Here is a 26502-nt window from a genome sequence, read left to right as displayed (position 1 = left end):
GAATTATTTTCCTTCTTTTACTTTATTATTTTTTCATTATAAGGAATTTTTCCCTTCATATTAATTAAAATTCAATATTCTGGATTTCACCGCCGCTGCCGGTTGGTTCGAACACGTTTAAGAAATATTATGGACAAGGGGCACATAGTTACAGCCGAAAGTTTAAGATGAGAGTTAATCAGCCTTTACCATTTTGATACTACTTTGCGAAGGGCCTGGGATATACTAGCCTCAGACCTATCAAAGGAGATTATACGTTATGAATAAATCAGCGCTAAGCGCTCTTCTTGGACTCACTGTGCTGGTGGCAGGCTGCAGTGAAATGAAAACTCCCAGTGACCTGCTTAAGGCTCCTTCCCAGGGAAATGCAGACGGAACGATAACAAGCATTGTCCAGCCTTTCCTGCCGGCAGGCTCTCACCTGACCGTGCCTGTTCATTCCGAATCGAGCAGCGCCATTCAGCTGCAGGATCTCGACAAGGATGGGCAGGATGAAATCCTGGCTTTCTACAAAACAGATAAAACCGACTATGAAATCAACACACTGGTACTTTCCAAGACGGGGGGTGCATGGAAAAAGCTGACCAGCATTACCGGAGTCGGCAGCGAGTTGGACTATGTAAAATATGCGGATGTCACTGCAGACGGAGCGCCGGATGTACTGCTGGGATTCAGCGGCGGTCAAGGCCTAAGCAGAGAGTTGTCGGTCTACAGCCTCACCGGCGGCCAGTTATCGGAGATTCTGAAGCAGCCTTATGACTATCTGGCAGTAGGGGATATAACAAACGAAGGGGGGATGGACATCGCTTTGCTCCAGTCCACAGTCGATACAGATAACCAGCCGCTATCCCGTCTCCAGTTATTACGGCTACACGGAGGCAAGCAGCAGAGCTTATCCGACCAAAAGATTAGCGGAACGGTCATCCAAATGATGTATGCCAAGGCCTCTCCTACAGCAAACGCACTGATTATCGATGCTGCAGTTGGCGCGCATGCTTCCTATACCTCTCTCCTGACTTGGGCGAATGGGGCTTTTACTGATATACTTGCAACAGACGATTATCAGCATTCGGCACTTGAGGGCAGCAAGGACCTTGTACTGAAGCCCACAGCTCCTGGTCCGGACAGCTTACTTGGTGAAGGCAGCTTGTCTATCAAAGATTATCCGCTGTACAGCGAGGATGTAAACGGAGACGGAATCGTTGAAATCGGCTTCCTTGTCCCTCCTGCCGGTTCAGAGAACTTCGCGCCGCTGGCTACTCCTTTTATCACCAAATATTATCAATGGGACGGCCAAACAGGACTTAAGCTCGTGCAGGAGCAATTCGACCGGTGGGGATTCAATTTCCATATTCTCGGGTCCTGGACCGGCAAATACCTGCTGGATCCTACGAGGGAATCTCCTGCTCCATGGGAGCATATAAACTTTATCTACAAGAACGCAAATTCCGGGGAAAAGGCCCCGCTGCTGGAGCTGCGCCTGCTGACACGGAAAGATTGGCAGAAGGCTGAAGCAGAGCTGATTGCCGCAAAAGCTTCCTATAAGCTGCTATACGAATTGCAGGATACAAGTGATGAATCAGAGCCTACGGTGCTCGTTGCCGTGCTGCCATCACCGAATGCCGGCAGCAAGCTGACTGGACCTGCATCCCAGGAGTATGAGCAGTTGAAGCTGACCCTGGAAGAAGTACAGCAGCTGGCCGGCACGCCGCAGAAGCCCCGGCCATAACAAGGAGTGGAGTCATGAAGGTGCTCGTACTGGAAGATGAGAAGCCCATACGCGATCTGCTGCGCATCAATTTGAAGCGTGCGGGCTTGGAGGTTGTTGAAGCCGCCACGGGCGAAGAAGCCCTGACGATTGCCGGAGAGAATAGGAATTTCGACATTGCGATTGTGGACCTGATGCTTCCCGGAATCAGCGGCTTCCAAGTGTGTGATGAACTGCGCAGGCAGTTTCCCCGGCTTGGCATCATCATGCTGACCGCCAAAAGCCAGGAGGTTGACAAGGTTATGGGACTGGAAGCCGGCGCTGACGATTATGTTGTGAAGCCGTTCAGCCCCGTTGAGCTCACAGCACGGGTCCGGGCGCTGTACCGGCGAATGTATCCGGAGGAGGCTCCCCCGCCACAGAACCATATCGAGCTGGCCCCCTTCACACTGTTGCTGGATGAACGCAAATTATTGAAGAATTCAATCGACATCCCCCTCACCCCTACGGAATACTCCATTGTGAAGCTGCTCATGGAGCAGCCCGGCAAAGCGATCAACCGTGATGAAATACTGACCTCCGTGTGGGGTCAGTATTTTATGGGTGAGCTTAAGATTGTAGATGTTAATATCAGCCGGATCCGTCAGAAGATCGGGCAGGAAGTTTCCGGACCCCAATACCTCGAAACGGTGTGGGGATTCGGCTATTTATGGAGGGTACAACCGTGCTAAAGGGGATCCGGTCCCGGCTCATTGTCTACATCACACTTGTTTTGCTCCTGATTGTCCTCCTGCTGGAGGGGGTATTTATTGTGGCTGTCCATTATTATTATCTGGGCAGTGCCATGGAGACACTAACGTCGCGTGCGACAACCTCTGCCACCTTTTTCAATAAATATCTGGAGGGTTACTCCATCCATGAACGGGCCAGATATATACTGGAGAACCTCTCGCCTGACGAGAGCAGCAAGGTTGAAGTCCTGAGTCCGGAAGGGAATGTGATCATCAATTCCTTTGGCTTCGCAAGCTCGGAGCGGATTGACACTCCCGACGTCAAGGCGGCTCTGTCCAGCGGCAAAGGAACTTATCAGAACCTGACACCGGGCAATGGAGAACGGATTCTGGCCATCTCCATTGCCTTGAAAGAATCCGGATTAAATATTGGCGTACTGCGCTATTCCGTCTCGGCAGAACCTTTGTACAGTGTAATTGTAAAGATCCTCATCAACGCTGCCTGGGTGGGACTGCTGGTCATTGCCTTCGGCTTCCTGCTGAGTGTCATTATCGCCAAACGAATTGTAGGTCCCATTCAGCAGTTGACCACTGTCGCCAAAGAAATGGCTACCGGCAACTTTGCCGTTAGAGCGACCAAGCAGCATGACGATGAAGTCGGCACCCTGGCCGTCACTCTCAATTACATGGCAGAGGAAATGGTCAAGAGCGAAAAAATCAAATACGACTTCATCTCCTCCGTCACGCATGAGTTACGCACTCCTCTTACATCCATTAAGGGCTGGGGCGAAACGCTGCTTGTGGGGGATTTATCGGAAACAGAAGAAACGCTGCAGGGGCTTGAGGTCATGACCGGTGAAACGGACCGTCTGATCGGACTTGTAGAGGACCTGCTGGATTTCTCCAAGTTTCAGGCGGGTGAGATGAAGCTTACGCTTACACCTTATGATCTGCGGGGGCTGCTGGAGGATTTGCTGCTGCAGTTCAGATACCGGGGGTCCACCAAACAGATCCGCCTGTATGCCGATATCCCGGATGAGCCGCTGCCTGTAGACGGGGATTTCAACCGCCTGAAGCAGGTTTTTGTCAATTTGCTGGACAATGCCTTCAAATTCACTCCGGCTCAAGGGGAAATCCGGCTCTCTGCCATTTCCAATCAAGCCCATATTATCATTACTGTTGCGGATAACGGGGAAGGCATTGAAGAAGACGACCTGGAGAAGCTGGGAACCAAATTCTTCAAAGGAAAATCACGCCAATCCGGAAGCGGTCTCGGCCTTGCAATCTGCAAAGAAATTGTCGAACTGCACGGCGGGACGTTGCGGGTCGAGAGCGAGTTCACCAAAGGCACTTCCGTTATTGTAGAGCTGCCGCGTTACCGGATAGAGTAAGTCCGGTACGCGTACAGCTCTTTTCATTACTTATGAACAAGCGAGCGATACATCAAAAACAGGAAGTACGGTGCTCCAATCAGCATAATGATCAGCCCTGACGGAATTTCTGTCGGCGCGATGATCGTTCTCCCCACCGTATCAGCAACGACAAGCAGCAAGCCGCCAAGCAGTCCTGACAAAATAATGGAGCGTCTGGTGTGATGCCCGATCATCATCCGCACCGCATGCGGCGCCATGAGTCCGAGAAAACCGATCGTTCCTACGCTTGCAACAGCTCCTGCAGCAAGCAAAACACCGATAATCATCGCCCACAGCCTCGTTCCGCGAACCGGCAGCCCAAAGCCTGTCGAACTTTCATCACCAAAGGCCAGCAAATCAAATTTCCTGCCCAAATAGTAAGCAATAGGAACAAGTACCAGCAGAAGGACAAACAGACTATAAAATTGCTGCCAGCTCCGGCCATATGTAGAACCGGTCAACCAGATAAAAGCCGCACTGTTCCACAGACTTGCTTTGACGATCATGGCTTGTATTCCTGCAGAACCGATGGCAGAGACTGCGATTCCGAGCAGGATCAGAACAGAAGGATTCAAGGATTTGCGCCAAGCCAGCGTAAATACAAAGGCTGCGGCGATAACCCCACCCGCTATAGCAGCAACCGGAAGGGCCAATATGGAGAGCCCCGGCCACACCACCAGCACGGCCAGCGCACCAAAGCCTGCACCAGAGGTTACACCGATAATGGACGCATCCGCCAGCGGATTTCGTACAGCACTTTGAATTAAGACACCGCTGATGGACAATGCTATACCGCCGCAAGCGGCCACGAGTGTACGGGGAAGCCGTAAATGGAGCAGGACGGAATACGCCTGATCTCCTCCGCCCCCCAGACTTTCCAGCAAATCAGAAACCGGGATTCTGGTTCCCCCAAGGGACAGGCTCACAAGGATAGTCAGGATAAGCAGCAGGGTCATGAATATCGCAGCGGGAGTAAAACGCACACGCAGTGCTGCCCCTCCTATATTCATCGATGCCTGGCCAGCGCCTGAACCGGATATATTTTTCATCTTGGTGAGCACAAGCCAGATGAGCCACGGCGCTCCAATAATCGCCATCACTGCACCGACAGGCATTTCCCCCAGATTGCTCCGCACCATACGGGCCAGAGTATCTGCTGTTGTAATAAGTAGGGCCCCCCAGAGCGCACTTGCGGGAATGAGCAGACGATGCTTGCGGATTCCGCTAAGCCGGACCAGATGGGGGGCGACCAGTCCGACGAAGCCAATAGGTCCAACCACACTGACCACAATTGCGGCCATTAGCACCGCTATGCCAAGGCCCACCGCCCGGGTTAAGCCTACCCGCTGACCGAGTGAACGGGCAGTAGATTCATCCAGTTCAAGCGCATCGAACTGCCTTGCTGCAAGCACCGAAATGCCTAGAAGTGTAATGACAAAAGGCCAGGCATACCGCACCCCGTCCCAGTCCAGCTGAATTAAAGAGCCTGAACCCCACAAAAATAGATTTTGCGTTTCTGTTTGGAAGAAAATATGAAGAGCCGATGTGAACGCTCCGAGTACCATGGATACGATCATGCCTGACAAAGCCAGGCGGACAGGTGTGGCCTTACGTCCTCCGCTCAGGACATAGGCAGCCAGTGCGGCCAGCAATCCCCCCGTTGCGGCCAATAGTAATGGATACTGTTGCTGCATAGCCGGAAAAGCAACCATGCCCAGCACAACCATAAAGTAAGCCCCGGCATTGATCCCCAGTGTATCTGAGGAGGCGAGCGGGTTTTTCGTTATCGTCTGTAGTAAAGCGCCAGCCGCAGCAAGGGCGGCCCCGGCCAAAATACCAATGACTGTACGCGGCATCCGGATATCCCAGAGCAGATTATGCTCCATTATATCCTGGCGGTGCAGCAGGCCATTCCATACAGTAGCTGCCGGGATCTTGGCCTCCCCAAAGCAGAGGCTGAGCATAAATACAACGAAGAGGGCGGCAAAGCCGCCCCCAAATATTCCAATCAGCCGCCAGGTCATCCCGGTTGAGTTTCTTTTGCCCGTTGTGGTATTCATCAAATTGCTCATTTCGTTAATGTATTTACTACTTGATCCACAAGGACTTTGGAGGATACAGGACCGCCGAAGACCCATGTGGTGCTATCCAATCCGAAGGTGCGTTTTTCTTTCACAAAATTGAGGCCCTTCCAGACTGAATTGTCCTTCAGCTCTTTCGAGAAAATATCATCATCCTTCTGGACAATATAGAGCAGATTCGTGTCCTGAACCGCCGGTAAAGCTTCAACTGTCGATGTACTGAATCCGTAAGCCTCGAATTTTTCAGATTTCCAATCGTTCTTCAGGCCAATCCGGTCCAAGGTTTGTACAGCAAGGGAGTTGTCTGTAAAAAGACGCATCGTCGCTGCATTCTGATAGCTGTAGGCCTGGGTCAGTACATAATTCAAGCCTTCCTTGCCTGCTGCGGCCAGCTTGGTCTTTGCATCTGTATAATGTGCATCCAAATCAGCGAGTACCTTGTCGCCTTCCGCTTTTTTGCCGAGAGCTGCTGCAATGTTTTTGAAGATATCTTCCATCTGTGTATATTGATCGCCTTGCCCTTCGGGCGGATACAGACCAAAAATCAGCGTTGGCGCAATCCCCTTTAATTGCTCATAAATCGCTTCATGGCTATCGGTATTGGCGATAATCAAGTCCGGCTTCAAGGCAGCAATCGTCTCCAGATTCGGTTCTCCGCGTGTGCCCACATCAGTTACACTCGCATCGAGTGGTGCTTCAGAAGTCACATACAGTTTATAGTTTTCGTTGTCCGCATTGCCCACCGGCTGTACACCGAGCGCAATCACATCTTCCGTGAAGGTCCATTCCAGTACTACAACTTTTTGCGCAGGTTTATCCAGAGTAACCTCACCTTTGGCATCCTTAACTACAATCGGTCCGGCTGCGGCTTCCGTTGGCGCATGGGTAGCCCCAGCACTTGTAGCTGCTGCATTGCCGGCCGTTCCTCCATCAGCTGCCGACTTATTCGTGTTGTTAGATCCACAGCCTGCTGCAACCAGTACGACAACTATAAGCATAACTAAGCTTAATAACCTTTTATTCACTTTGGTAAATCCCCCTATATGTATAGTAATTTAAGCTGCGATCCTTGATAATCATTATCGGTGTAGTGATAATGATTATCATTTTTAATTATATTAGCTATAATATATGGGATTTCTTTGAAAGTCAAAGTTAAAATTTAATATGTATGTGAAACGGCTTAGCCGTCCTTATACAAGCTTAGGCTTCCGCAGCAGCGATGTACCTATCGTTTTTTGGCATCCGTTTCAGCGGGAATTCTATATTTTAATAAAAAACGCCCTGCTACCAGGGAGCGGAACTGTACGCACCGTTTGTCCCCTCAAGCTCGATATTTTTTGTGTTTTTTAAAGATGGCAGATCCATTTCCCGCTTAAACAACGGTCCGTTCGCGGAGCGTCCACCCCAATAGCTTACGTATCTCCTACGTATAAAAAAGGGCGTCCCAAGTAGCCATTTCATGGCTTTGGGACACCCCCCTAGAACTTATAAAGCATTAAGCACTCTTTTCTTGTATTATAATGTGCTTACTTCCTTTGTAGCCTCGTCAATTAACGACGCAAGCTGCGTGACATAAGGTTGTCTCATCATCGTAACGTGATTTCCGGGAATATCAATGAAACGTACGTCTCCCGAGCCGTAGTTGTTCCAGGCAACAAAGCGCTGTTTAATCTCATCCGGATGCTCCAAGGTTTTCATGACGATAATAGGAATAGATAGCTTGGTAGCCTCCAGTTCCAGCACTCTCGACATCATTACATTATGAAGTTGAATCTGCAAATATTTATTGAGGTAATCTGCTGTCATAAAATCCTGAACAAGCTCATCCTGCCTCGCTGCATCCATAATGGCCTGTTTGGCCTTCTCGTAACCCAAAGCCTTGATTTGGTCATTAGGAAGCCCCATGATGTTCCCCATACCTAACACCAGAAGCATCAGCTTCAGCTCTTCCTCTGATACATCCTCATCATCTGATCCGGCTAACAGCTCAAGGGAGGGGGTTGTATCCAGAATGATCAAGCCTCTAGGGGGCCGCCCTTGCCGGATTAACTCCTGGCACATCCCGAAGGCAATATGTCCCCCTACAGAATGGCCGCCCAGATAATCCGTTTCCGGGTTATAGGTATCACTAATGGACTGTAAGTAACAGCTTACAAGTTCCCCGTAGCTTAAATATTGCGGCGCCTCATCCTCATATAGCCCCGGACTTTGCAGTCCATATACTGGGTAGTCCAACTGCTGAGCCAGATGAATGTAGCCCATAACTGTGCCGCCGGCTGGAGGAGCAAGTATTAACCTCTTTCCATTGTTCTCTTTGGAATTCAAGGCGATGAGATAATCCTTCGGTCCTCGCTGCCGAACCTCAACGGACTCTCCGCTCGCAGCAATCATTTCGGCTAATGCCATTGGCGTTGAGAACATAAATATGCTTTTGGGATCAACCTTGTACCCCCTCTCCCTAAACTTAGATACCACCTTGATACTTAACAGTGAATCTCCGCCAAGCTCGAAGAAGGAATCCGTGATACCAACCTTGGGCAAGCCCATAACCTGCTGATAAACTTCAACGATATCTTTTTCAATATCATTCGTTGGTTCCGTATAGCTCTCACCCAAGTCTTCTACTCTATCGGGCTCCGGCAGAGCCTTGTAATCCACCTTACCATTGTTAAGCAGCGGCAATTGATCCAAGAGTACAATCAAGCTTGGTATCATATACTCGGGCAAAATATGCTGCAGTTCATTTCTGAATGAACCTGCTGTCAATCCGCCATTTGCGGGAACGGCATATCCTACTAAGTATTTGTGGCCACTGACATTACTTTTGACAACGACTACAGCATCCTTGGCCAGCCCATATGCCAAAATTGCATTTCGGATCTCTTCAGGTTCAATTCGAAATCCCCGTATTTTCACCTGGTTATCTGTCCTTCCAATGTACTCAACACAGCCTTCGCTATTCAAGCGGACGATATCTCCCGTGCGATACAGTCTGCCCTTCCCTGCAAAGGGATCATGAATGAATCTCTCTGCAGTCCGTAACGGATCATTCATATACCCTCTCGCAACCCCATCGCCGCCAGTATATAGTTCTCCATGAACTCCTATAGGACATAGCTGCCCGTCTTTATCAAGGATATAAACGGTCGTGTTGCTGATCGGTCTGCCAATAGGAATGGTATGAGCATACTCCCGCACAATAGGATAGGTAGTTGTAAAGGTCGTATTCTCCGTGGGACCATACCCGTTTATAAGGGTCAATTCAGGACAAGCCTGCTTAACTCTATTGATAGGGTTGGAGGATAGGACATCTCCACCTACAATCAGGATTTTAAGCGGTAAGAACATAGCCGGATTATCCTGCGACAATTGATTAAATAAGGGTGAACTCAGCCACATAACAGTAATGCTATAGTCTGATAGGTGATGAGCCAACTCCAAAGCATCCAATAATACATGGTCATCCACTAAATACAAAGTCGATCCGTTTAATAGAGCACCCCACATTTCGAAAGTTGAGGCATCGAACGTCAGAGCCCCTGTCAACAAAATGCGATCCCGCTGTTCTACCGGTAACGACTGATTGTTTCGGACCAATCGGATTACATTCCGATGTTCCACCATAACACCTTTGGGCTGGCCGGTAGAGCCTGAAGTATATAGAATATAAGCCAAGTCCGCAGCCTGATTGACAGATAGCGGATTATTCGCATTTCCTTCCAATAGCTGCAAACTGTCTAACGGAAGGCAAAAAGCAGTTTTCCCGGCGATACCTTCGCTATCTTTTAGCGTAAGTACAACTCTTACTCCGGAGGATTCCAGCATATTCGTTATCCGTTCCGACGGATAATCCGGATGAATAGGCAGATAAGCTCCTCCAGCCTTGATGATGCCCAGAATACCGGCAATGGAATCCACGCTTCGCTCAACCATAATACCTACAACCTCATCACGTTGCACCTCCAACTTGCGTAATTCATTCGCAATGATGTTGGCCCGCTTATTTAATTCGGCATAGGTCAGATCCTGTCCGTTCCAGCATAATGCTGTTTTCCCGGGATTTGCTTCTACCTGTTCCTCAAACAGCTCCTTGATCGTCAGTTCACGGGGATACGGGTTATGCGTCCTATTTACCTCGTGAATAAGGTAGGCGCGTTCAGCTTCATCAAGGAAGTCTACTTCACTTATCTTGAGCGTAGAATTTGAGCTGAAGGCTTCCAGCAAACGTTCGTAATATTTCATGAAGCGCTGGATGGTTTCCAGCCGAAACAAATCTGTATTGTACTCAAAATATACCAGCAGGGCTTCATTCCGTTCAAAAATATGGAGGGTTAAATCAAATTTAGCGACTGTGTGCTCCTGGATGATTTCCTGAATCTTCAAATCCTTTAATTGCAACTCCAACGGCAGATTTACCATACCCATCATTACCTGAAAAATAGGGGTCCGGCTGATATCCCTTTCAGGATGAAGCTCGTCAACCAGTCTGTCAAAAGGATATTCCTGATGCTCATAGCCCTCCAGAGCCGTTTGTTTTACCTTTTCCAGAAAATCAGTAAAACTCTCTGCTGAATCTAAATGCGTCCTAAGCGCCAGCGTATTCACAAACATGCCAATCATTTTCTCTGTTATATGATTACGCCCCGCAATAGGAGATCCGACAATAATATCTTGAGTTCCGGTAAGCTTGTACAACAGAACCTTAAAAACGGCTAACAGAGTCATAAACAGCGAAACTCCGTGTTTTTGGCTTAGCCCCTCCAGTATACGGGCCAATTCAGGCTGAATGGTCAAGAGCTTGGTATCCCCTCGGTAGGTTTGCATGACAGGTCTGGTGAAATCAAGCGGCAGTTCAAGAGCTGGAAGTTCCCCTGCAAGCTTGTCTAACCAATACTCACGGCTCTTCTGATCCTGTTCCACCATTTGGTTATGCCAAGCAAAGTAATCCGTCGGATCAAGTTCCGTCTGCACGGCTTCAGGAACACTTCCTTGAAGCAGCATTTCATAAATGTCACCTAGCTCTTTCATCAGAAGCCCTAATGACCAACCATCCGAGATTATGTGATGTTGTGCAACGATAAGCAGATGCCGCTCAGGTGCAACCTTTAGGAGAGTAAGCTGCATCAGCAGACCGTGCCCCAGATTGTAGCTTTTTTCCGCCTCCCGGCTTACAATCTCCTGAATGACATTCTTCCTTGCCGCCTCCTCCATAACTGAAACATCCAGATAGTTGTAATCCAGAGTTGCTGTCGCCGCGATTTGCTGTACAGGCGTTTCATCCACCATTACAAAGGTGGCTCTGAGCCCCTGATGACGGTTAATGAGATGCTGGAATGCCTCTTTCAGTACGTCTGCCTGTAAAACACCTTGTAGCTCCCAAGTTCCGAGAATATTGTAATTATTACTTTGTGAATCCATTTCAGTTAAAATGTACACTCTTTTTTGTGCGTGTGACAGCTCGTAATAACGCTGTACCGGCAGCTTCGGAATATGGATCTCTGCCGTTTGAAGAGACTCGCGGGTCTGATCAATAATGTTCGCCAACTGTTTAACTACAGGATGCTGAAAAATCATTTGAACGGGAAGTTTGATGTTCAATTCCTGCTGCATTCTTGATAACACCAAAGTCGCTTTGAGAGAATGCCCTCCCAATTCAAAGAAGCTGTCATTACGGTTAACCTGGTTAATTTGCAGTATTTCCTTGAATATGCTAACGAGGGCCATCTCTGTTGCCGACAATGGCTCTTCATCCCCAAGTACCGTCTGACGGTTACCCTGTATAAGGCTTAAGGAGGCATAATCAATCGATCCGTCCTTTGTTTCCGGGATTTCTGCCAGCTCAACCAGCCTGCAGTCTTCTGCTCCGAGTGCAGCCAGCTTATCCATGATGGACCGGGAAGAAGCTGCAATATCTGAAGAAGTATAATAGATGACTGGCATCATTTCAGTGTTCTGTGTATAACTAAGCCCATTTCTGATTTCTTGATGATTACGATCCAGCCCCACAAAGACAAGTGGAGTAGAGCAAATAAGTCCGTATAGCAAGGAATGAATGCCTTGCTCGCGAGACAACGGCAGAAATCCACGGCTTGCAGTGACCTGAGTCGCCAGGTTATTACGGCTCATGCCTACGTTCTCCCACTGACTCCAGGCAAAACAGTAAGTATGGGGATACCCGTTATGTGCCCTGTAGATACTAAAATGATCGATAAAGCTGTTGGCTGAAGAGTATGCGCTAAATGTTGAAGCTCCGAAGTAGCCATTTACCGAAGAGAAGAGTATCAGGGAAGCCTCTGGCTCATTCAGGAGCGCCTCATGTAGTGCCAGTGTTCCGTGTACCTTTGCTGTAAACATTCGCTCGTAGATACTTGTATCCGTTGCATGAATCCACCGATCTTCAAAGTGTTTCCAGTGCTCCTCTAAACTTCCTTCACCCGCCAAATGCAATGCGCCTTCCAAAGGCTTGTTCCATTTTGCCCGGCCTTGGGCGATGGCATTTTTTAGAAAAGCAGCATCTGTCAAATCGCCATGTAAATAGATAAAATCGACATCATTTTTCTCCAACTCCTTGTAGGCTTGTAATCTGATTGGTACCTGTCCGCCGCCAACGTCACTCTTCCAGTGCTGCTTTTCGTCATCAATATTTGTTCTGCCTACTACAATAAATTTCAAGTCTAGCCGGTCAGCTAACTCTTTAATTAATTCAGTGCCAATGCCACCAAGCCCACCGGTTATCAGATACATGCCTTCAGCCTGCAGGTTGACTGTTTGCTTGCCGCTCTGTTGGATATCTATTGGAACAAGCTGAGGCAGAAGCCTCTTGTTTTGGCGGTAAACGACTTCATCCTGGGGTTTTACGTTTCTAAGTTCTTCGATCAGACCATTAAACCCCATGTCCCGGCAATCAAAGTCCACATGACAGCAGGCCAGCCACGTATTCTCCAATGCAGCGCTTTTCAGAAAGCCCTGAATCGGGGCATCGCCATAATTCAACCACGGCTCGTCCATACAATGCTGGCTATTCCTGGTCACAACATACAGCTGTATTTTTTCAGGCTTTGCCCTGTGCAGTGACTGGATGAGATGAAGCAATCCAAACAGACCTTTCCTGTGAAAGGATTTAATTTCTGCCTCGGACAACATTTCTCCGGCAAATCGGGAATTGGAAATATAAATAATATCCGTAGGCAGTGGGCCAACCGGGATGACATCTTCTTGATGAGAGTACAGCAATACTTGTCCGCCCTGAGCCAGAATCGCATTAGCTATGAAAGTGTTATCCCCATCATCAATAATCCAAAACGACCGACCCAGAAAATCGGGAGCACTGGCAGCAGGCTGTACATGACTCCACTTCTTTTCAAAAAACCAGTTAGGCACCGTTCGTTCATTTTTCTCAAATACATCCACTTCCCGCTGGATCGTGCTGAATTCCCCCGCCAGAAACTGTGACGCAAGCTTGGAACGCTGAATTTTACCTATGTTAGTCTTGGGAATGTCATTCTTTGTTACAGGAATGATAAAATCAATCTTCAAACCTAGAGCATCACTTAATTTCTTCCGTACTGTGCGAACCTGGTTCAAAGTCTGTTCACGATGCTTTAGCTCCGATACAAAAAACACTGCAATTTTATCTGTGTCGCTGTTTTGACCCCTTATGGCGCAAACTGCGGTAAAGGAGAGGGCGATTCCCTCTATTTCCTCAACAAGCCCCTCCAATTCTACATTGCTGTAGTTGACTCCATTTATGATCAGCAGATCCTTTAACCGTCCTGTAATGGTCAGACAGCCTTCCCAAATGAAGCCCTGATCACCGGTATTAAACCAGCCGTCCGGAGTAAAGGCTTTCTCATTCTCATCCGGATTATTGTAATAACCGGGAGTAGTGGTTAATCCTTGGATTTGAATTCTGCCAATTTCCCCCTCATGAATCAGCTCATTCTTCGAGTTTACAATTCTTACATCTACTCCTGGAATCGGCTGCCCAAGTTCCGTAAAGGTTATGCCGTCCTGAATCCGATCTGACAATCTAAACGTCCCGGTTACCGCATCGGTTTCAAGAACACGGATACCTGTATGGGGTTCAGTGTCAAAAGTATTAGAGTAGATAACCCCCGAGCATGTTTCAGACATCCCCCATGTGGGGAACATGGCATTTGAACGAAGCCCGAAAGGTTGAAGCTTGTTCAGAAATAATTTGCAGCTTTTAGCCGTTATAGCTTCACCTGCGTTAAGAATAAATCTCATGGCGGAAAGATTCCATGTCCTGCCCACGGTTTGCTCCAGTCTCTCGGCAACCAGAGAATAGGCGAAATTAGGCGCCCAAGTTAACGTGGCCTTATACTGGTCCATAATATCAAGCCAATGCAAGGGCTCTGCCAGAATATAGTTAGTCTGAACTTGCACCTGCGTACAGCCTACGTACATTTCCTTAATATGAAACATTACAATACCACCAACATGTTCCAGGGGCATCCAGTTTACTGAAATCTCTTCTGCATTAAACCGGTTTAAAAGGGTTGTCCCCCGCTCCCGGCTAATAATAGTGTCGTGAGTTTGCAGCACTCCTTTGGGTGAACCTGTGCTTCCGGATGTAAACAAAATGATTGCTAAATCCGTTGAAGAGGGGTGATGAACAGCAGCAGCAGGATACCCCTGCAGTTCCTCTAGCTTGATCGGCTTTAACGCTGGGCTGGAATTGGCAACCAGGTCCCTGATATCTTCATATCGGTTATTATTTGTTATGATATGTGGCTGCTCTAATGTATTTATAATATAGCTGAGCGTATTTAAATCCGTACCGGATTGCGCAAAGGAACGGGGCACCGTAACGGGAACAGGAACAAATCCGCCTAATATACAAGCCCAAAACGCGAGAACAAAATCCTTTTTCTCTTCCAGCTGGAAGATGACTTTATCCTGTGGTTTTAAGCCACGCTTCTCTAGTCCCGCTAATACCTCTTTCGCCTGTTGAAGGAGAGCCGAGTAGGATTGAAAGTGGGTCTGCCCCTCATCATTGACATAGTGTATTCCATGCTCAGGGTAGTTCTGCGCAGCCCTTTCCAGTACATCCGCCAAGGTGACAGGCTCATTCCGCGAGTGGCTTTGAGTACCGCCATGTATAATTGCTATCGGTCCGGATCTCACCTCTGTATTAGTCCGCTCCTCCAACACCTCTCCTTGCGGCAAAGACTGCTCCTTCTTTGTATATCCGGTATTGATCAAATCATCGATATGGACGTGTTCGATCTCATGCAGTATTTCTTCCGCAACGACTGCTACCTTGCCGATATGAGGAAGCGAACGAATTTCTGCCTCCCAATTCAGTAATTCAGCATTTTTTTCAGCATATAAATAGAGGGCTTCTTTGTCGATCTTACCTTCTGGCAAAAGGGGAAATGAGGATATCTGAATGCAGACAACATTATCGCTACCTTCTGGCCGGTTAATATCAGAACACAGCTTCCGGCAATCCAGCCTGTCTTGACCTGTTACAAAAGCCACCAGACGTAAATCGGAGGACTTCCCTTTGACAGCCACAATAGCACATTGTTGTACAGAAGGGTGTTTGACCCATTCCTTCTCGATCTGCGAGAGATCCACCCGCTTGCCGTTAATTCTTACCAGATTTATAACGCGACTGTTGGAATAACTCATTAAAGACACCTCTCTCCCTATACCAGTTCTAATATTTTTATCGTGCCGTTCCCTTGCCACATCCCGATATCACCAGTCTTATACAAACGCTTACTGCCCGCAGGCGCCAGAAAATTTTCTATCTCATGCTCTGTCATCCATTCCGCCCAGCTTCCGCAATCCCGGTAAAGGTTATCGCTGGCTATGCAGATCTCCCCCGGAGCTCCTATTGGAACAGGCTGCTGCCAATGGTCAAGTATATACACCTCCGTGCTGATTTCCGGATCGTTTACACCCTTATATATTTCTTCCTGGTCCTCGTATAGCACATCCACCTTAGCGGTCTTGGCGAAATACTGAAGGATCCTTTGGCTCTCCTCAGTGGACAGGATCGAAACGGCAGCTATTCTCTGGTCACGGTCCATTACTAAGGACATCAGGACATTCTGAAAATTATAGAACATCCGTTCCATGAAATCCTGATCCCACAAAGCCCGGTTGTAGTAAACTTCAAACAGAATGGTGTTATCCCGAGGTGCTATCTCCACAATAAGGTCATAATTAATATCAACAGAGCCTTGCACATGATTAAGCTTCAACACTCTGTTTGAATTAGCCATATCAGCATCTACAGGGTAGTTCTGGTATATCAGCAATGAGTGGAACAACGCCTCTCCAAACGGAATGGCACTGACCTCCTGAATTTCTGGCAATAAGCTGTATTCATATTCCTTGATGTCCAGGGTGGCCATCTGAAGATTCGCAAGCAGCTCTGCCGCAGTTGTACACTCTGTCAAATTAACCCTTAGCGGTAAAGAGTTAATAAACAGCCCAATCATCTTTTCCACATCCGGCAGTGTATGTGGTCTCCCTGAAACGGTACATCCGTATAATACGTCATCCTTGCCAGTGTACCGGCTCAAAATTAATCCCCACGCTGCCTGCAGCAGAGTATTCAGCGTATATGGCTGTTGTCTGGTGAATTTCTGAATGAGTTCCACCGTTTCAGCATGAATGGTACAAGTGTACTTGATCATATCTCTTATCTGCGGCGAGGATTTCTCATCATTGTCTAGTGCAAGTCCTGGCAGCGGAGTTGCCGCTTTTATTCCCTTCAGGTACTCTCTCCAGAATCTCTTTGCCTTATGGTGGTCCTGAGTCAAATACCACTGAATGTACTCCTTGTACGGAGTCACATGGGACAGTCCGATTTTCCGGTTGTTATAGAGCGCATCGTATATACCGAGAAGTTCACTTAGTAATGCAAACACACTCCAACCGTCTAGGGCAATATGATGAAAGCTGCATATCAACTGATTGCTGCTCTGGTCAGATTCACTGCTCAAAAACATTATCCGTACAGGCGCCTCATCCACCAGATTAAAGGCCCGGCTCGTGAACGTGCGGATTTGTTGCTCCCGTTCTTCTTCTCCATCGGCAAGTTTACATTCAACCGGGTGGCTCAGGTTTTTACGTACAAGCTGAACAGGCTCAGTCCGACCTTCCCATAGATAGGTTGTCCGTAAAATAGGATGTCTGTCCGCAATTTCCTCCCATGCCTTTTGCATTACGGAAGGTACAAGTTCGCCAACTAAGTGGGCATATATTCTGCCGTTATAAGACGATGACACATCATCCGACAGCGCATGGTACAGCATGCCCTGCTGCATGGGAGAGAGTGGATAGGCATCCTCGGTTGATGCGGGAAGCTTGGAAAGCTCATCCAGGGACATATTTATCAAAGGAAAATCCGATGCCGTAAACTCTCTGTAAGCCACATTCATACAATGATCGGCAATAGCCATTATCTCATGCTCTATAGACGACACTAGCGCGGCGGCCAGCCCATGCTGCATCATAGCCTTCGTCACTGAGACATGAATAATTAGTTCATCATGAATAACCATGCTGTTCAATTCCAGCAGATAAGAACGTCTGGCGGTGGGACTATGGAAGCTTCCATTAGAAGCGCTTGCCAGCTCCATATTTAAGGAGGAACGTCCGCCGTCTACCTGACCGAGATAGTTGAACAGCACAGAAGGCAACTTGCCGGCACTAAGCCCTGCATCCCTGGTTAAATACTTCAAAATTCCAAATCCGATACCTTTATTCGGAACAGTCCGAAGGGTCTCCTTGACGCCTTTGATTTGCTCACTTATTGCCTCGCTATGCCCCATCAGCACAATGGGATAAGCACTTGTGAACCAGCCTACAGTTCTGGTTACATCCAGATCCTTCAGAATATTCTCACGGCCATGCCCCTCCAGCATTATGGACAAGGTATCGCTGCCGGTACAAGTCCTAGCTGCTCTAAAAATAGCGGTTAGCAGCAGGTCATTAATATCCGTATTGTAAGGGTGGTTGGCAGTTCTGAGCAGATTGTCTGTGTAGAACTTATTGATTACTATAGGGATAGTGACTCCGTCGCTTTCAATACCGGGGTCGTTGAACAACTCTTCCGCCAAACGGCTGATACTTTGAGCGGTTTTCTTCCAATAAGGCAGCTCAGTCTGTATTTCAGCGCCTTGGGCATACCTATGCTGCGCTTCAGCCCATTCCTTAAATGACGTTGTTTTAGCCATAAGCTCGGCTTGTTCATTATTCATCAGCGCATCCAGCAAGAGCCTTAGGTCCTCAGCAATAATTCTCCAGGATACTCCATCGACAATTAAATGATGGACTGCCAGCAGCAGCTTCTGCGTTCCGTCACAGCATTGGAACAGCACTGGTGCGATCAAAAGGCTGGTATCCAGTTTCAAGGATCGTTGTGCCCGGTTAGATTCCTCCAGAAAAGCTGTTTTTTGGGCTTCCAAGGACATTCCCGTGCAGTCCACAGTATGAATTGAAATGTCATGGATACGTGGTTGGTTGAATTGCCTCATATCCCCGCTTCCGCCGTTATAGCTTATTCTTAATGCGTCATGGTGATTTATAACCCCCAACAGAGCCTGCTTGATTACCTGCTCCGGATAAGGAACCGCAAGTGAAAAGAAAGCCGGTAAATTCCAATGCTCAGGATTAGAGAAATTTTCATTAAAGAACCATTGCTGAATAGGCGTAAGCTTGATTTCTCCCGTCACTTCAACTTGTGATTCAACCCTGTTGTGGACTGTCTTGGTTATTTTCCGGCCTAGCTGAGCAATGGTTTTGTTAAGATAAACAGCTTTAGGCTCAAGTTGATAGCCCTGCTTTCGTAATCGGGAGATCATCTGAATGACTGCAATAGAATCGCCGCCCAGCTTGAAAAAATCATCTATTCTGCCGACACGTGTTACTCCCAGTAATTCTCCCCAAATATCTGCCAGAATCCGTTCCGTCTCATCAGCAGGCTCATGATAATTCTCACCGTCCTTCACGACACCAACTTCCGGTTGGGGCAGAGCCTTTCGGTCTGTTTTGCCGCTAGCATTGATAGGCAGGACATCCAGCGTCATGAAGTAGTGGGGAATCATATATTCGGGCAGTCTATCTCTTAAATAATCCGGCCAATCAATGCTAACCTCGCGTGAAAGAACCAGATACGCTGCCAGACGTTTGTTGCCGTAAGAATCACTTATTGCATTTACTACACATTCTTTGACCTCTTCATGCTGAAGAATCGTTGTTTCGATCTCGCTTAGCTCAATGCGGATTCCCCTGATTTTTACTTGATGATCCATACGACCCAAATATTCAATCTGACCATCTTCTGTCCATCTTGCCAAATCCCCGGTACGATATAGCTTACTTCCGGCCTTAAGTGGATGGTCTGTAAACTTTTCTCTGCTTAACTTTTCATTATTAATGTAGCCTCTCGCCAACCCTGCCCCGCCAATACATAACTCTCCAGTGACACCTGCAGGCTGTAGCTGATTATAGGAGTTCACAATCAAGATGCCAATATTGCGCATAGGAGAACCGATCGGAATCAGGCCTGATTCTTGTTTGTTGTCCAAAGAATATCGGGTCGCATAAATCGTAGATTCTGTAGGCCCATAAATATTCTCCAGATGTGCTGTGTCCGAAATACTATAGAAATGCCGTACGGTCTCCCTGGAAATCGCCTCGCCTGCAGCAAATACATATTTAAGAGAGTCTAATTGGCTGTATTCCGCTGCCTCTAAAGAGTTCATAAAGGCATTAAGCATCGAAGGTACAAAATTAATATGCGTAATCCCGTAATTATAGATAGCCCTTAGTATAGAAAGAGGCTCTTTCTCCTCTCCCTGTCTGAGAATGACCAGGCTTCCACCCTTATGAAACCACCCGAACAATTCCGCCACAGATACATCGAAGGTGACAGGAGTTTTGAATAAATAAGCATCCTCCTTCTCCAAAGGATATTTCTCCTGAAGATCCATAATAATATTTGCTACACTTGCATGCTCGATCATGACTCCCTTGGGTTTACCCGTGGTGCCTGATGTATAAATAACGTATGCTAATTGCCTGGAATTGAGGTTCACATGTAAGTTTTCTCCATCACCTGTATAAATCTCCGGATTGTCAAGATTAACTGCCTCTGCAACTCCGTAGACCTTATCAGCCAGGCTATTCTGAACCAAAACCTTCCTCGCGCGGCTATCGTCAATCATATAGCGGATGCGCTCCGCAGGAAACGCGGGATCAATAGGCATATAAGCACATCCCGCTTTGAGCACCGCCAGAATTCCGATAATCATCATGAAGGATCGCTCCGTCAAAATACCGATGATTTCATCCTGGTCCAAACCTTGCTGCAGCAAAAACAATGCAAGTTTATTGGACCGCTTGTTCAATTCACTGTAGGTCATCTCCTCGCCTTCATAAACCAATGCACAAGAATCTGGCGTTTCCTCCACTGCTTGTTCAAACAGAGACACCAGTGTTTCCCCGTAGGCAGCTTCCTGTGCTGCTAAAGGTGTTTGCCATTCTTCGAGAATTTGCAATCGCTCTTTCTGAGTAATGACTTCGTAAGAATCCACTGCACGGGAAGGAGTAATGACCGCCTTCTCCAGAAGTGTTTTATAATGGTTCAGCATCCTTTGTATTGTGGATTGAACATAAAGATCGGTACTATATTCCAAAACAACCTTCAATTCGCCTTTATCCTCGAAAACCTGCATGGACAAATCAAATTTTGAGGTCTCGTTGTAATAAATGTCCGCTTCCATCTGTCCATCTGTATGTGATACAGGCTTCATAGGCGCATTTTGCAGGACAAACATCGTTTGAAACAGCGGATGCCTGGATGGGTCTCGTTCTACATTTAAGCGCTCTATGATCTCCTCAAACTGAATGTCCTGATTCTTTTGCGCATCCAGCACCGTAGACCTAACTTGTCTTAGAAATTCACGGAATGTCCCCTTGCATGTTAGCCGTAAAGGCAGCGTATTGGTGAAAAAACCAATAAGCGGTTCTACCTCTCTCCGGTTCCGGTTAGCGAATAAAGAGCCTAGCAGGAGTTCATCCTGGTTGGAATAACGCTTCAGCAGTGCTGCAAACCCCGCCAATAAAACCATGTATAGGGTGGCTCCTTCTTCCTGTGCCATCCTCTTTAAATTATCTGTTAATCCCTTACTGATCCGAAGTACTTCTACTGTGCCCCGATAGGTTTGGATATCCGGACGAGGCTTGTCCGTTGGCAAATCCAGCACGGGAAGCTCGCCTGTCAATTGCTTTTCCCAGTATGCCATTTGCTTGTTATGCTCTTCACTCTTAAACCACTCTTCTTGCCAAAGGGCAAAATCAGCATATTGAATCTCTAGCACCTCTGCAGGGAGACCATGCCCATCCAGCAGAGTGAAATAATAATGAGAGAATTCTTTAAGCAGCACACCAACAGACCATCCATCCGAGACAATATGATGAATAGATACAATAAGAGTACAGTGATCCTCCGCTGTTCTGAGAATCTGAAATCTGCAAACCGGACCTTTTACCAGGTCAAACGGCTTCATAGACTCTTCTCTAATAAGTGTATCCACAGTGTCCTGCCGTAGTTCCTCTGTCAATGAAGTCAGGTCACGGATTACAGCCTTAACGGGTGCTTGAGCTTGAATAATCTGAACAGCCTGATCCTCAATAACGTCAAAGGTCGTTCTCAAAATTTCGTGCCGCCGGATAATTTCCTGAATGGCCTGCTCCATATATCCGGCGTGGATATGGCCCTTTATTTGTATTACCACAGTGTTATTGTAGAAGGGATTATCCGGCTCCAGCTCATACAAAACCCATTGCCGTTTCTGTGCAGACGACATTTGAACCTTTGAACCTCTAACTCTGGGAACAACTGGTTCCATCTTGCCTCTTTCTTCTTTGTACAGTCTTTCATTCAGAACATCAGACAGCCGCTTTAATTCTGGAAAGTTAAACAAATCTTCGAGTTCCACCTGAACCTTAATTTCGCTGCGCAAAATTGAGACCAATTGAGTCGCTTGTAATGAATTTCCGCCGAGTTCAAAGAAATGGTCATTAATGGTGATACGGGAATCGTTGAGGATTTTTTTCCAGCACATAATAAGGACCTGGTCCAATTCATTTCTGGGACTGCTCTCCAAGGGCTTAGCAGGCGCTGAAAGCTCCGCCAGCATTCTCAGATCAACTTCCCCAGCCTCATCAAGAGGCATTTGTTCAATCTGCTTCAGTTCAATCTGCGGGGCTTCCGTCCCTGCAGAAGCTGCAGCTATTTCTTTAAATAAATCGTTAATCTTTTTAAGCTGATTAGGCTCAACTGCTGTCTGAATAAATATCGTTACCCGGTGAACGGGAGGGACATCCGCATGGCTTAATTCCTGGATTTCCTTCTTAGCGCCGTTCAGACCAATAAATTGTACAGGTTCCCCAGACCTCAACCCCGCCCACAAGGACAAAATTCCGTTTTGTTTGGTAATGGGGCTATACCCTCTGCTGCCCAATTGATTCTTAATGATTAAGCCGCTTCCCATACCCAGCTCATCCCACAAACTCCAGGAGAAGCAGTAAGCCTGCATAAGAGCAGATTGATTCTGGTAGACCGTGAAGATCTCCATGAATTGATTCGCGGAGCAATACGCTCCTACTGTCATCCCGGAATGTAAGGTTCTTGCCGAGGACGACGAAATAAACAGGATATCTTTCTTATCTTTAACAAGCTGATGAAGCACCCAAGTGCCGTAAACCTTGGCTTCATACATTTCATCCAGCTGCTCTTGAGTCTGATCTTCCATAAGGTACTCCTGAATAATACCCGCAAGATGAATAACACCGCTTAGGGATTGCTGCTGCTCTGCTTCAAATTCGGCAATCAGGTTGGATAATCGCAATTGATCTGTCAGGAGAGCTGTCTCATACCGGATCGTTCCGCCAGCGGCTTCTTTATTCTTTAGACGCTCGAAAGCTTCTTTTTTTTGAGGGACAGTCAATGGCGTCCTGCCGATAACCAGAATGTTAGCTGCATATTGCTCCATGAGCTGCTCGCATACAAGTATACCGATTCCGCCTAATCCACCGGTCACTATGTATAATCCTTGCTTCTTCAAAGGAAGTCGGCGGCTCGCTGTAGCCAGTATGTCCATCTTCTCGATAACAGGAACCAGCCGACAGTGATTTCTGTAGGCAACAACCCGGTATTGATCCTGTGCAATAGATTCCCTGCTCAGAATTTCCATTAATTCAATATTCTCATTGTCTGGTATATCTATCAGCTTAGAAAAAACATGGGGTAATTCATGGGAAATGGTTTTAATGAAGCCAGGGATGGTTGCCTGTTCATAATGAACAACCTCATTTCCTAATGCCCCTATAGCCTGGGAGGTCACCATAAAGAGATAAATATCCCGATCTTCATATCTCTTCAGTGCTTTGGTTAAATACAGCAGACTAATACTTGCGTCCAGTTGGGCATCCTTAAGATCCTGAACCGAGCCAATCTTTTTCACAGATCCTATGTTCCAAAGATGAACTACGTACTCCATCCAAAAGGCTTCTTCCGCTAAGCATTCCATAAGATTCTGATAATCATCCGGATTAGAAGGGTTGATATAATAATGTCTGGAATCCGCTTTCCGGAAATGCTCACCCTTCAATACCAGTATCCCTTCCTGAAGTTCAGAAGGTGTATCTTCTACCGAGTTGGCAAAAACTACTGTATTCTCGGCTTTAATCTTGCTAGGCTCCGTTTCATCAAGTTCGCAGCTTATCCACTTCTGTTTATAGCTCCAGTCTGGAAGCGTATATTCATTGCTGAGCAATATGTCGATTTGTTTTTTGATCGGGACGAAGGCTCCGTTTTTATACTTTTGAATCAGCTCATTGCGTTGAATTTTGCCGCTGTTGGTTTTAGGGAACTCATCTTGGGAGAGGGGTATGATTATGGCAGGATAAAGGCCAAATTTTCTGCTGACGTCATATTTAATTTGGTCTATCATTTGCGGCAGGCGGGAACCGGAATCCTCGTCCAGAACAAAAAATACTGCAAGCTGATCTACATTCTGTTCATCCGGAATGGCACACACGGCTACATAGGTAACTTCAATTCCGTCAATTTCCTCTATAGCTGCTTCAATATCGTAGTTATAATGATTGTTTCCATTAATGATGATAACGTCCTTTGCCCTACCGGTAACCGTAAGTCTCCCGTCGATCAAAAATCCCAAATCCCCGGTTTCAAACCACCCATCAATAAAGGATTCCTGATTAGCTTCGTCATTCTTGTAATAACCATTCATAACTGAAGGGCTTTTGACTTGCAGACGGCCGATATTGCCCTCATTTAGAAGGGCATTGGCGCTGTCAACAATCCGTAATGCCACACCGGGTATCGGCGTACCCGATTCTGTGAAAACTACGTGATTTGGATCATCAGCGGAAACGTGTCTGATTGTACCACTTAGTGAATTTTTGTCTATATAATGGATCCCCGAGGGCGTGTCTCGCATTAGAAGATGGGATTCAACAATACCTGATGAGGTTTCTGACATACCGTAAGCCGGAATTAGCGCATTGGCTGGAAGGTGAAACGGCTTCAGCAGATTGAGAAAACGGTGTGCCACTTTACCTACAACTGCTTCTCCTCCGTTCAGGACATACCGCATGGAGGACAAGTTCCAGCTTCGTTCACCGGCTGCTGCTACTGCATCGTTTAACATGGAAAAAGCAAAGTTCGGCGCCCAGGTCAAAGTTGCTTTATAATAATCGATCCAGTCCAGCCACAGTAAGGGATTATTCACAATGCTGTCAATATGGCCTATCACTTGGGTACAGCCCAAACAAACATCCCTTACATGAAACATCACAATACCGCCCACATGATCCAAGGGCATCCAGTTTAGCGAAATATCGCGATGATCAAACTGATTGTGAACGGAAGTAGCCATTGATCTCCAAATAATCGAGCTGTTACGATGCTGTACGCATTTGGGTTTACCGGTGCTTCCAGAAGTAAGCAGGTTGAGAACAAAGCTGTCCTCTGCAGCTTCATACCCATTCGTGTCGGGAAAGTCTGCTTTTATTTTTTCGTAACAGGCTATTCGCACTTCATTTTCATTCCAGAGAACTTCGAGTTCTGCCAGCTTTGGTTCAAGCTCAAGCTCAGATAAAATCACAGGATGATCCAGCAAACTCCACGAATTATAGATTTTGGTCAACAAGGCGTTCATCTCGGAATAGATAGGCGCTATGGCTATTGGAGTCGGCAAAAATCCGCCCAATACACAAGCCCAGAAGGAAATAATAATCTTTTTGTTGTCTTTAAACTGGAAGATAACAGAGTCTCCAGGCTGCAGGCCTAGCTTCTTCAATCCATACAGTAGGCACTGTGCTTCGTGCAAAAGTTCAGTATAACTACAGAAGCTCTCCGTTCCATCCATATAAATAAAGTGAATACCCTGACTTCCATGCTTGTCAGCCGCATTCTTTAACAGTTGCTGCAAGGTTGCAGGGTAGTGTGGCTCAATGTTTAGAGGAGCTCCATAACTAATTGCTGGTTTTTGCCGATCAATGGCTTCTTGCTCAATAACCGCAGATTTTGGGAGGATGGTATCTTGAATATAAGGATTACGTACCGCTTCAATACTGCCATCGGGGAAAAGATCGTTCAGATGCACGGGGGGAATCGAATATTCCGTTTCAGTTACTATGATTCCGGACTTCTCAATGAACGGAATACTCTGAATGGTTTTCTCCAGCTCTATTACAACCTCTTGTATCTCTTTATTAATGGAAGAATTCATTGTCCACCTCGGTTATAATATTAGTCATGCTCAACCCTTTACACTGGAATGAATAATATGGATTACCTGAGATAAATGCTCATTAATAAAAAAATGTGCGCCCTCAAAAGGAACTACAACACAGGTACCCGTTGTGTGCATCTCCCACGCTTGAACTTCCTCATCTGTCATATAATCCCGTCTGCCTTGTAAAACAGTTATGGGGCAATTCATTTTGTTACGGACAGGAATGAAGCTGTAGGTCTCGACCATACGGAAATCAGCCCGAATCACTGGCAGGAACATTTCAATCAGCTCCCGGCTATCCAGAAAATCCTCTGTAACCCCATTGTATTCTTTTAGTTTTTCTAAAAACCGATCATCCGGCAGCAGATGAATTTCTTCCCTGCGGGACAGAAACAAGTTAATATGGGGTGCTTCTTTACCTGAAAAAAACATATGTCTGGGAAGAAACTTCTTGTTAAACTGCAGTTTCTGATACAATTCAAAAGCAAGTAAAGCCCCCATACTATGGCCGAAGATAGCGTAAGGTTCCCGCGTGTCCAGTTCCCTCAATAAGCGGATGTAAAGATCCTCTACCGCCTCCTGAAAGTTTTGGTATAGAGGTTCTCCGAACCGTTCTCCTCGGCCAGAGAGCTCCAAGGGAATCAGTTTGATATCTTGGTCCAAATGCCTCCTCCACTTCAAATAGTAAGTTGCAGAACCTCCTGCATACGGTATACAAAATAATTTCAAATGTTCTCTCTCCCCGCTGACAAATTA

8 protein-coding genes are annotated in these 26502 nt (G+C 46.9%); 3 read left to right on the top strand and 5 right to left on the bottom strand.

Annotated features, from left to right (window positions below; all coding sequences use genetic code 11):
- The first annotated feature begins 259 nt into the window (after positions 1–259).
- From A3842_RS06705 to A3842_RS06695, 3 genes are read left to right on the top strand one after another with little or no spacing between them, the layout of a single operon-like run.
- On the top strand, positions 260–1729 hold the full coding sequence (locus tag A3842_RS06705; protein WP_074100845.1) for an FG-GAP repeat domain-containing protein: 1470 nt from the start codon (positions 260–262) through the stop codon (positions 1727–1729).
- 14 nt (positions 1730–1743) lie between these two features.
- Positions 1744–2439 (top strand): response regulator transcription factor, encoded by a 696-nt coding sequence (locus A3842_RS06700; RefSeq protein WP_074100844.1) that lies wholly within the window; start codon positions 1744–1746, stop codon positions 2437–2439.
- Positions 2433–3830 (top strand): sensor histidine kinase, encoded by a 1398-nt coding sequence (locus tag A3842_RS06695; protein WP_256701551.1) that lies wholly within the window; start codon positions 2433–2435, stop codon positions 3828–3830. Before A3842_RS06700 ends, A3842_RS06695 begins: the two co-directional genes overlap by 7 nt.
- A gap of 26 nt (positions 3831–3856) precedes the next feature.
- On the opposite strand, the gene A3842_RS06690 is transcribed toward A3842_RS06695, so the two are convergent.
- The 5 genes from A3842_RS06690 to A3842_RS06665 all read right to left on the bottom strand — a co-directional run bounded on the left by A3842_RS06690 (position 3857) and on the right by A3842_RS06665 (position 26475).
- The gene (locus A3842_RS06690; protein ID WP_074100842.1) at positions 3857–5911 is read right to left on the bottom strand and encodes an iron ABC transporter permease; all 2055 of its coding nucleotides are present in this window, start codon (positions 5909–5911) and stop codon (positions 3857–3859) included.
- A gap of 8 nt (positions 5912–5919) precedes the next feature.
- Positions 5920–6957, bottom strand: coding sequence for an ABC transporter substrate-binding protein (locus A3842_RS06685; RefSeq protein WP_074100841.1), 1038 nt, complete (start codon positions 6955–6957; stop codon positions 5920–5922).
- A gap of 493 nt (positions 6958–7450) precedes the next feature.
- On the bottom strand, positions 7451–15592 hold the full coding sequence (locus tag A3842_RS06680) for a non-ribosomal peptide synthetase (RefSeq protein WP_074100840.1): 8142 nt from the start codon (positions 15590–15592) through the stop codon (positions 7451–7453).
- 17 nt (positions 15593–15609) lie between these two features.
- Positions 15610–25740 (bottom strand): non-ribosomal peptide synthetase, encoded by a 10131-nt coding sequence (locus tag A3842_RS06675; RefSeq protein ID WP_083609500.1) that lies wholly within the window; start codon positions 25738–25740, stop codon positions 15610–15612.
- A gap of 30 nt (positions 25741–25770) precedes the next feature.
- Complete coding sequence (locus A3842_RS06665) at positions 25771–26475, bottom strand: thioesterase II family protein (protein ID WP_074100839.1); 705 nt, start codon at positions 26473–26475, stop codon at positions 25771–25773.
- Positions 26476–26502 lie beyond the last annotated feature (27 nt).

Origin of the sequence: Paenibacillus sp. P3E, assembly GCF_001909045.1 — a bacterium.
GTDB classification, from domain to species: Bacteria; Bacillota; Bacilli; order Paenibacillales; family Paenibacillaceae; genus Paenibacillus_AQ; species Paenibacillus_AQ helianthi.
Note: the sequence above shows the minus strand (reverse complement) of the source record. Positions and strands in the feature narration are given on the sequence as shown.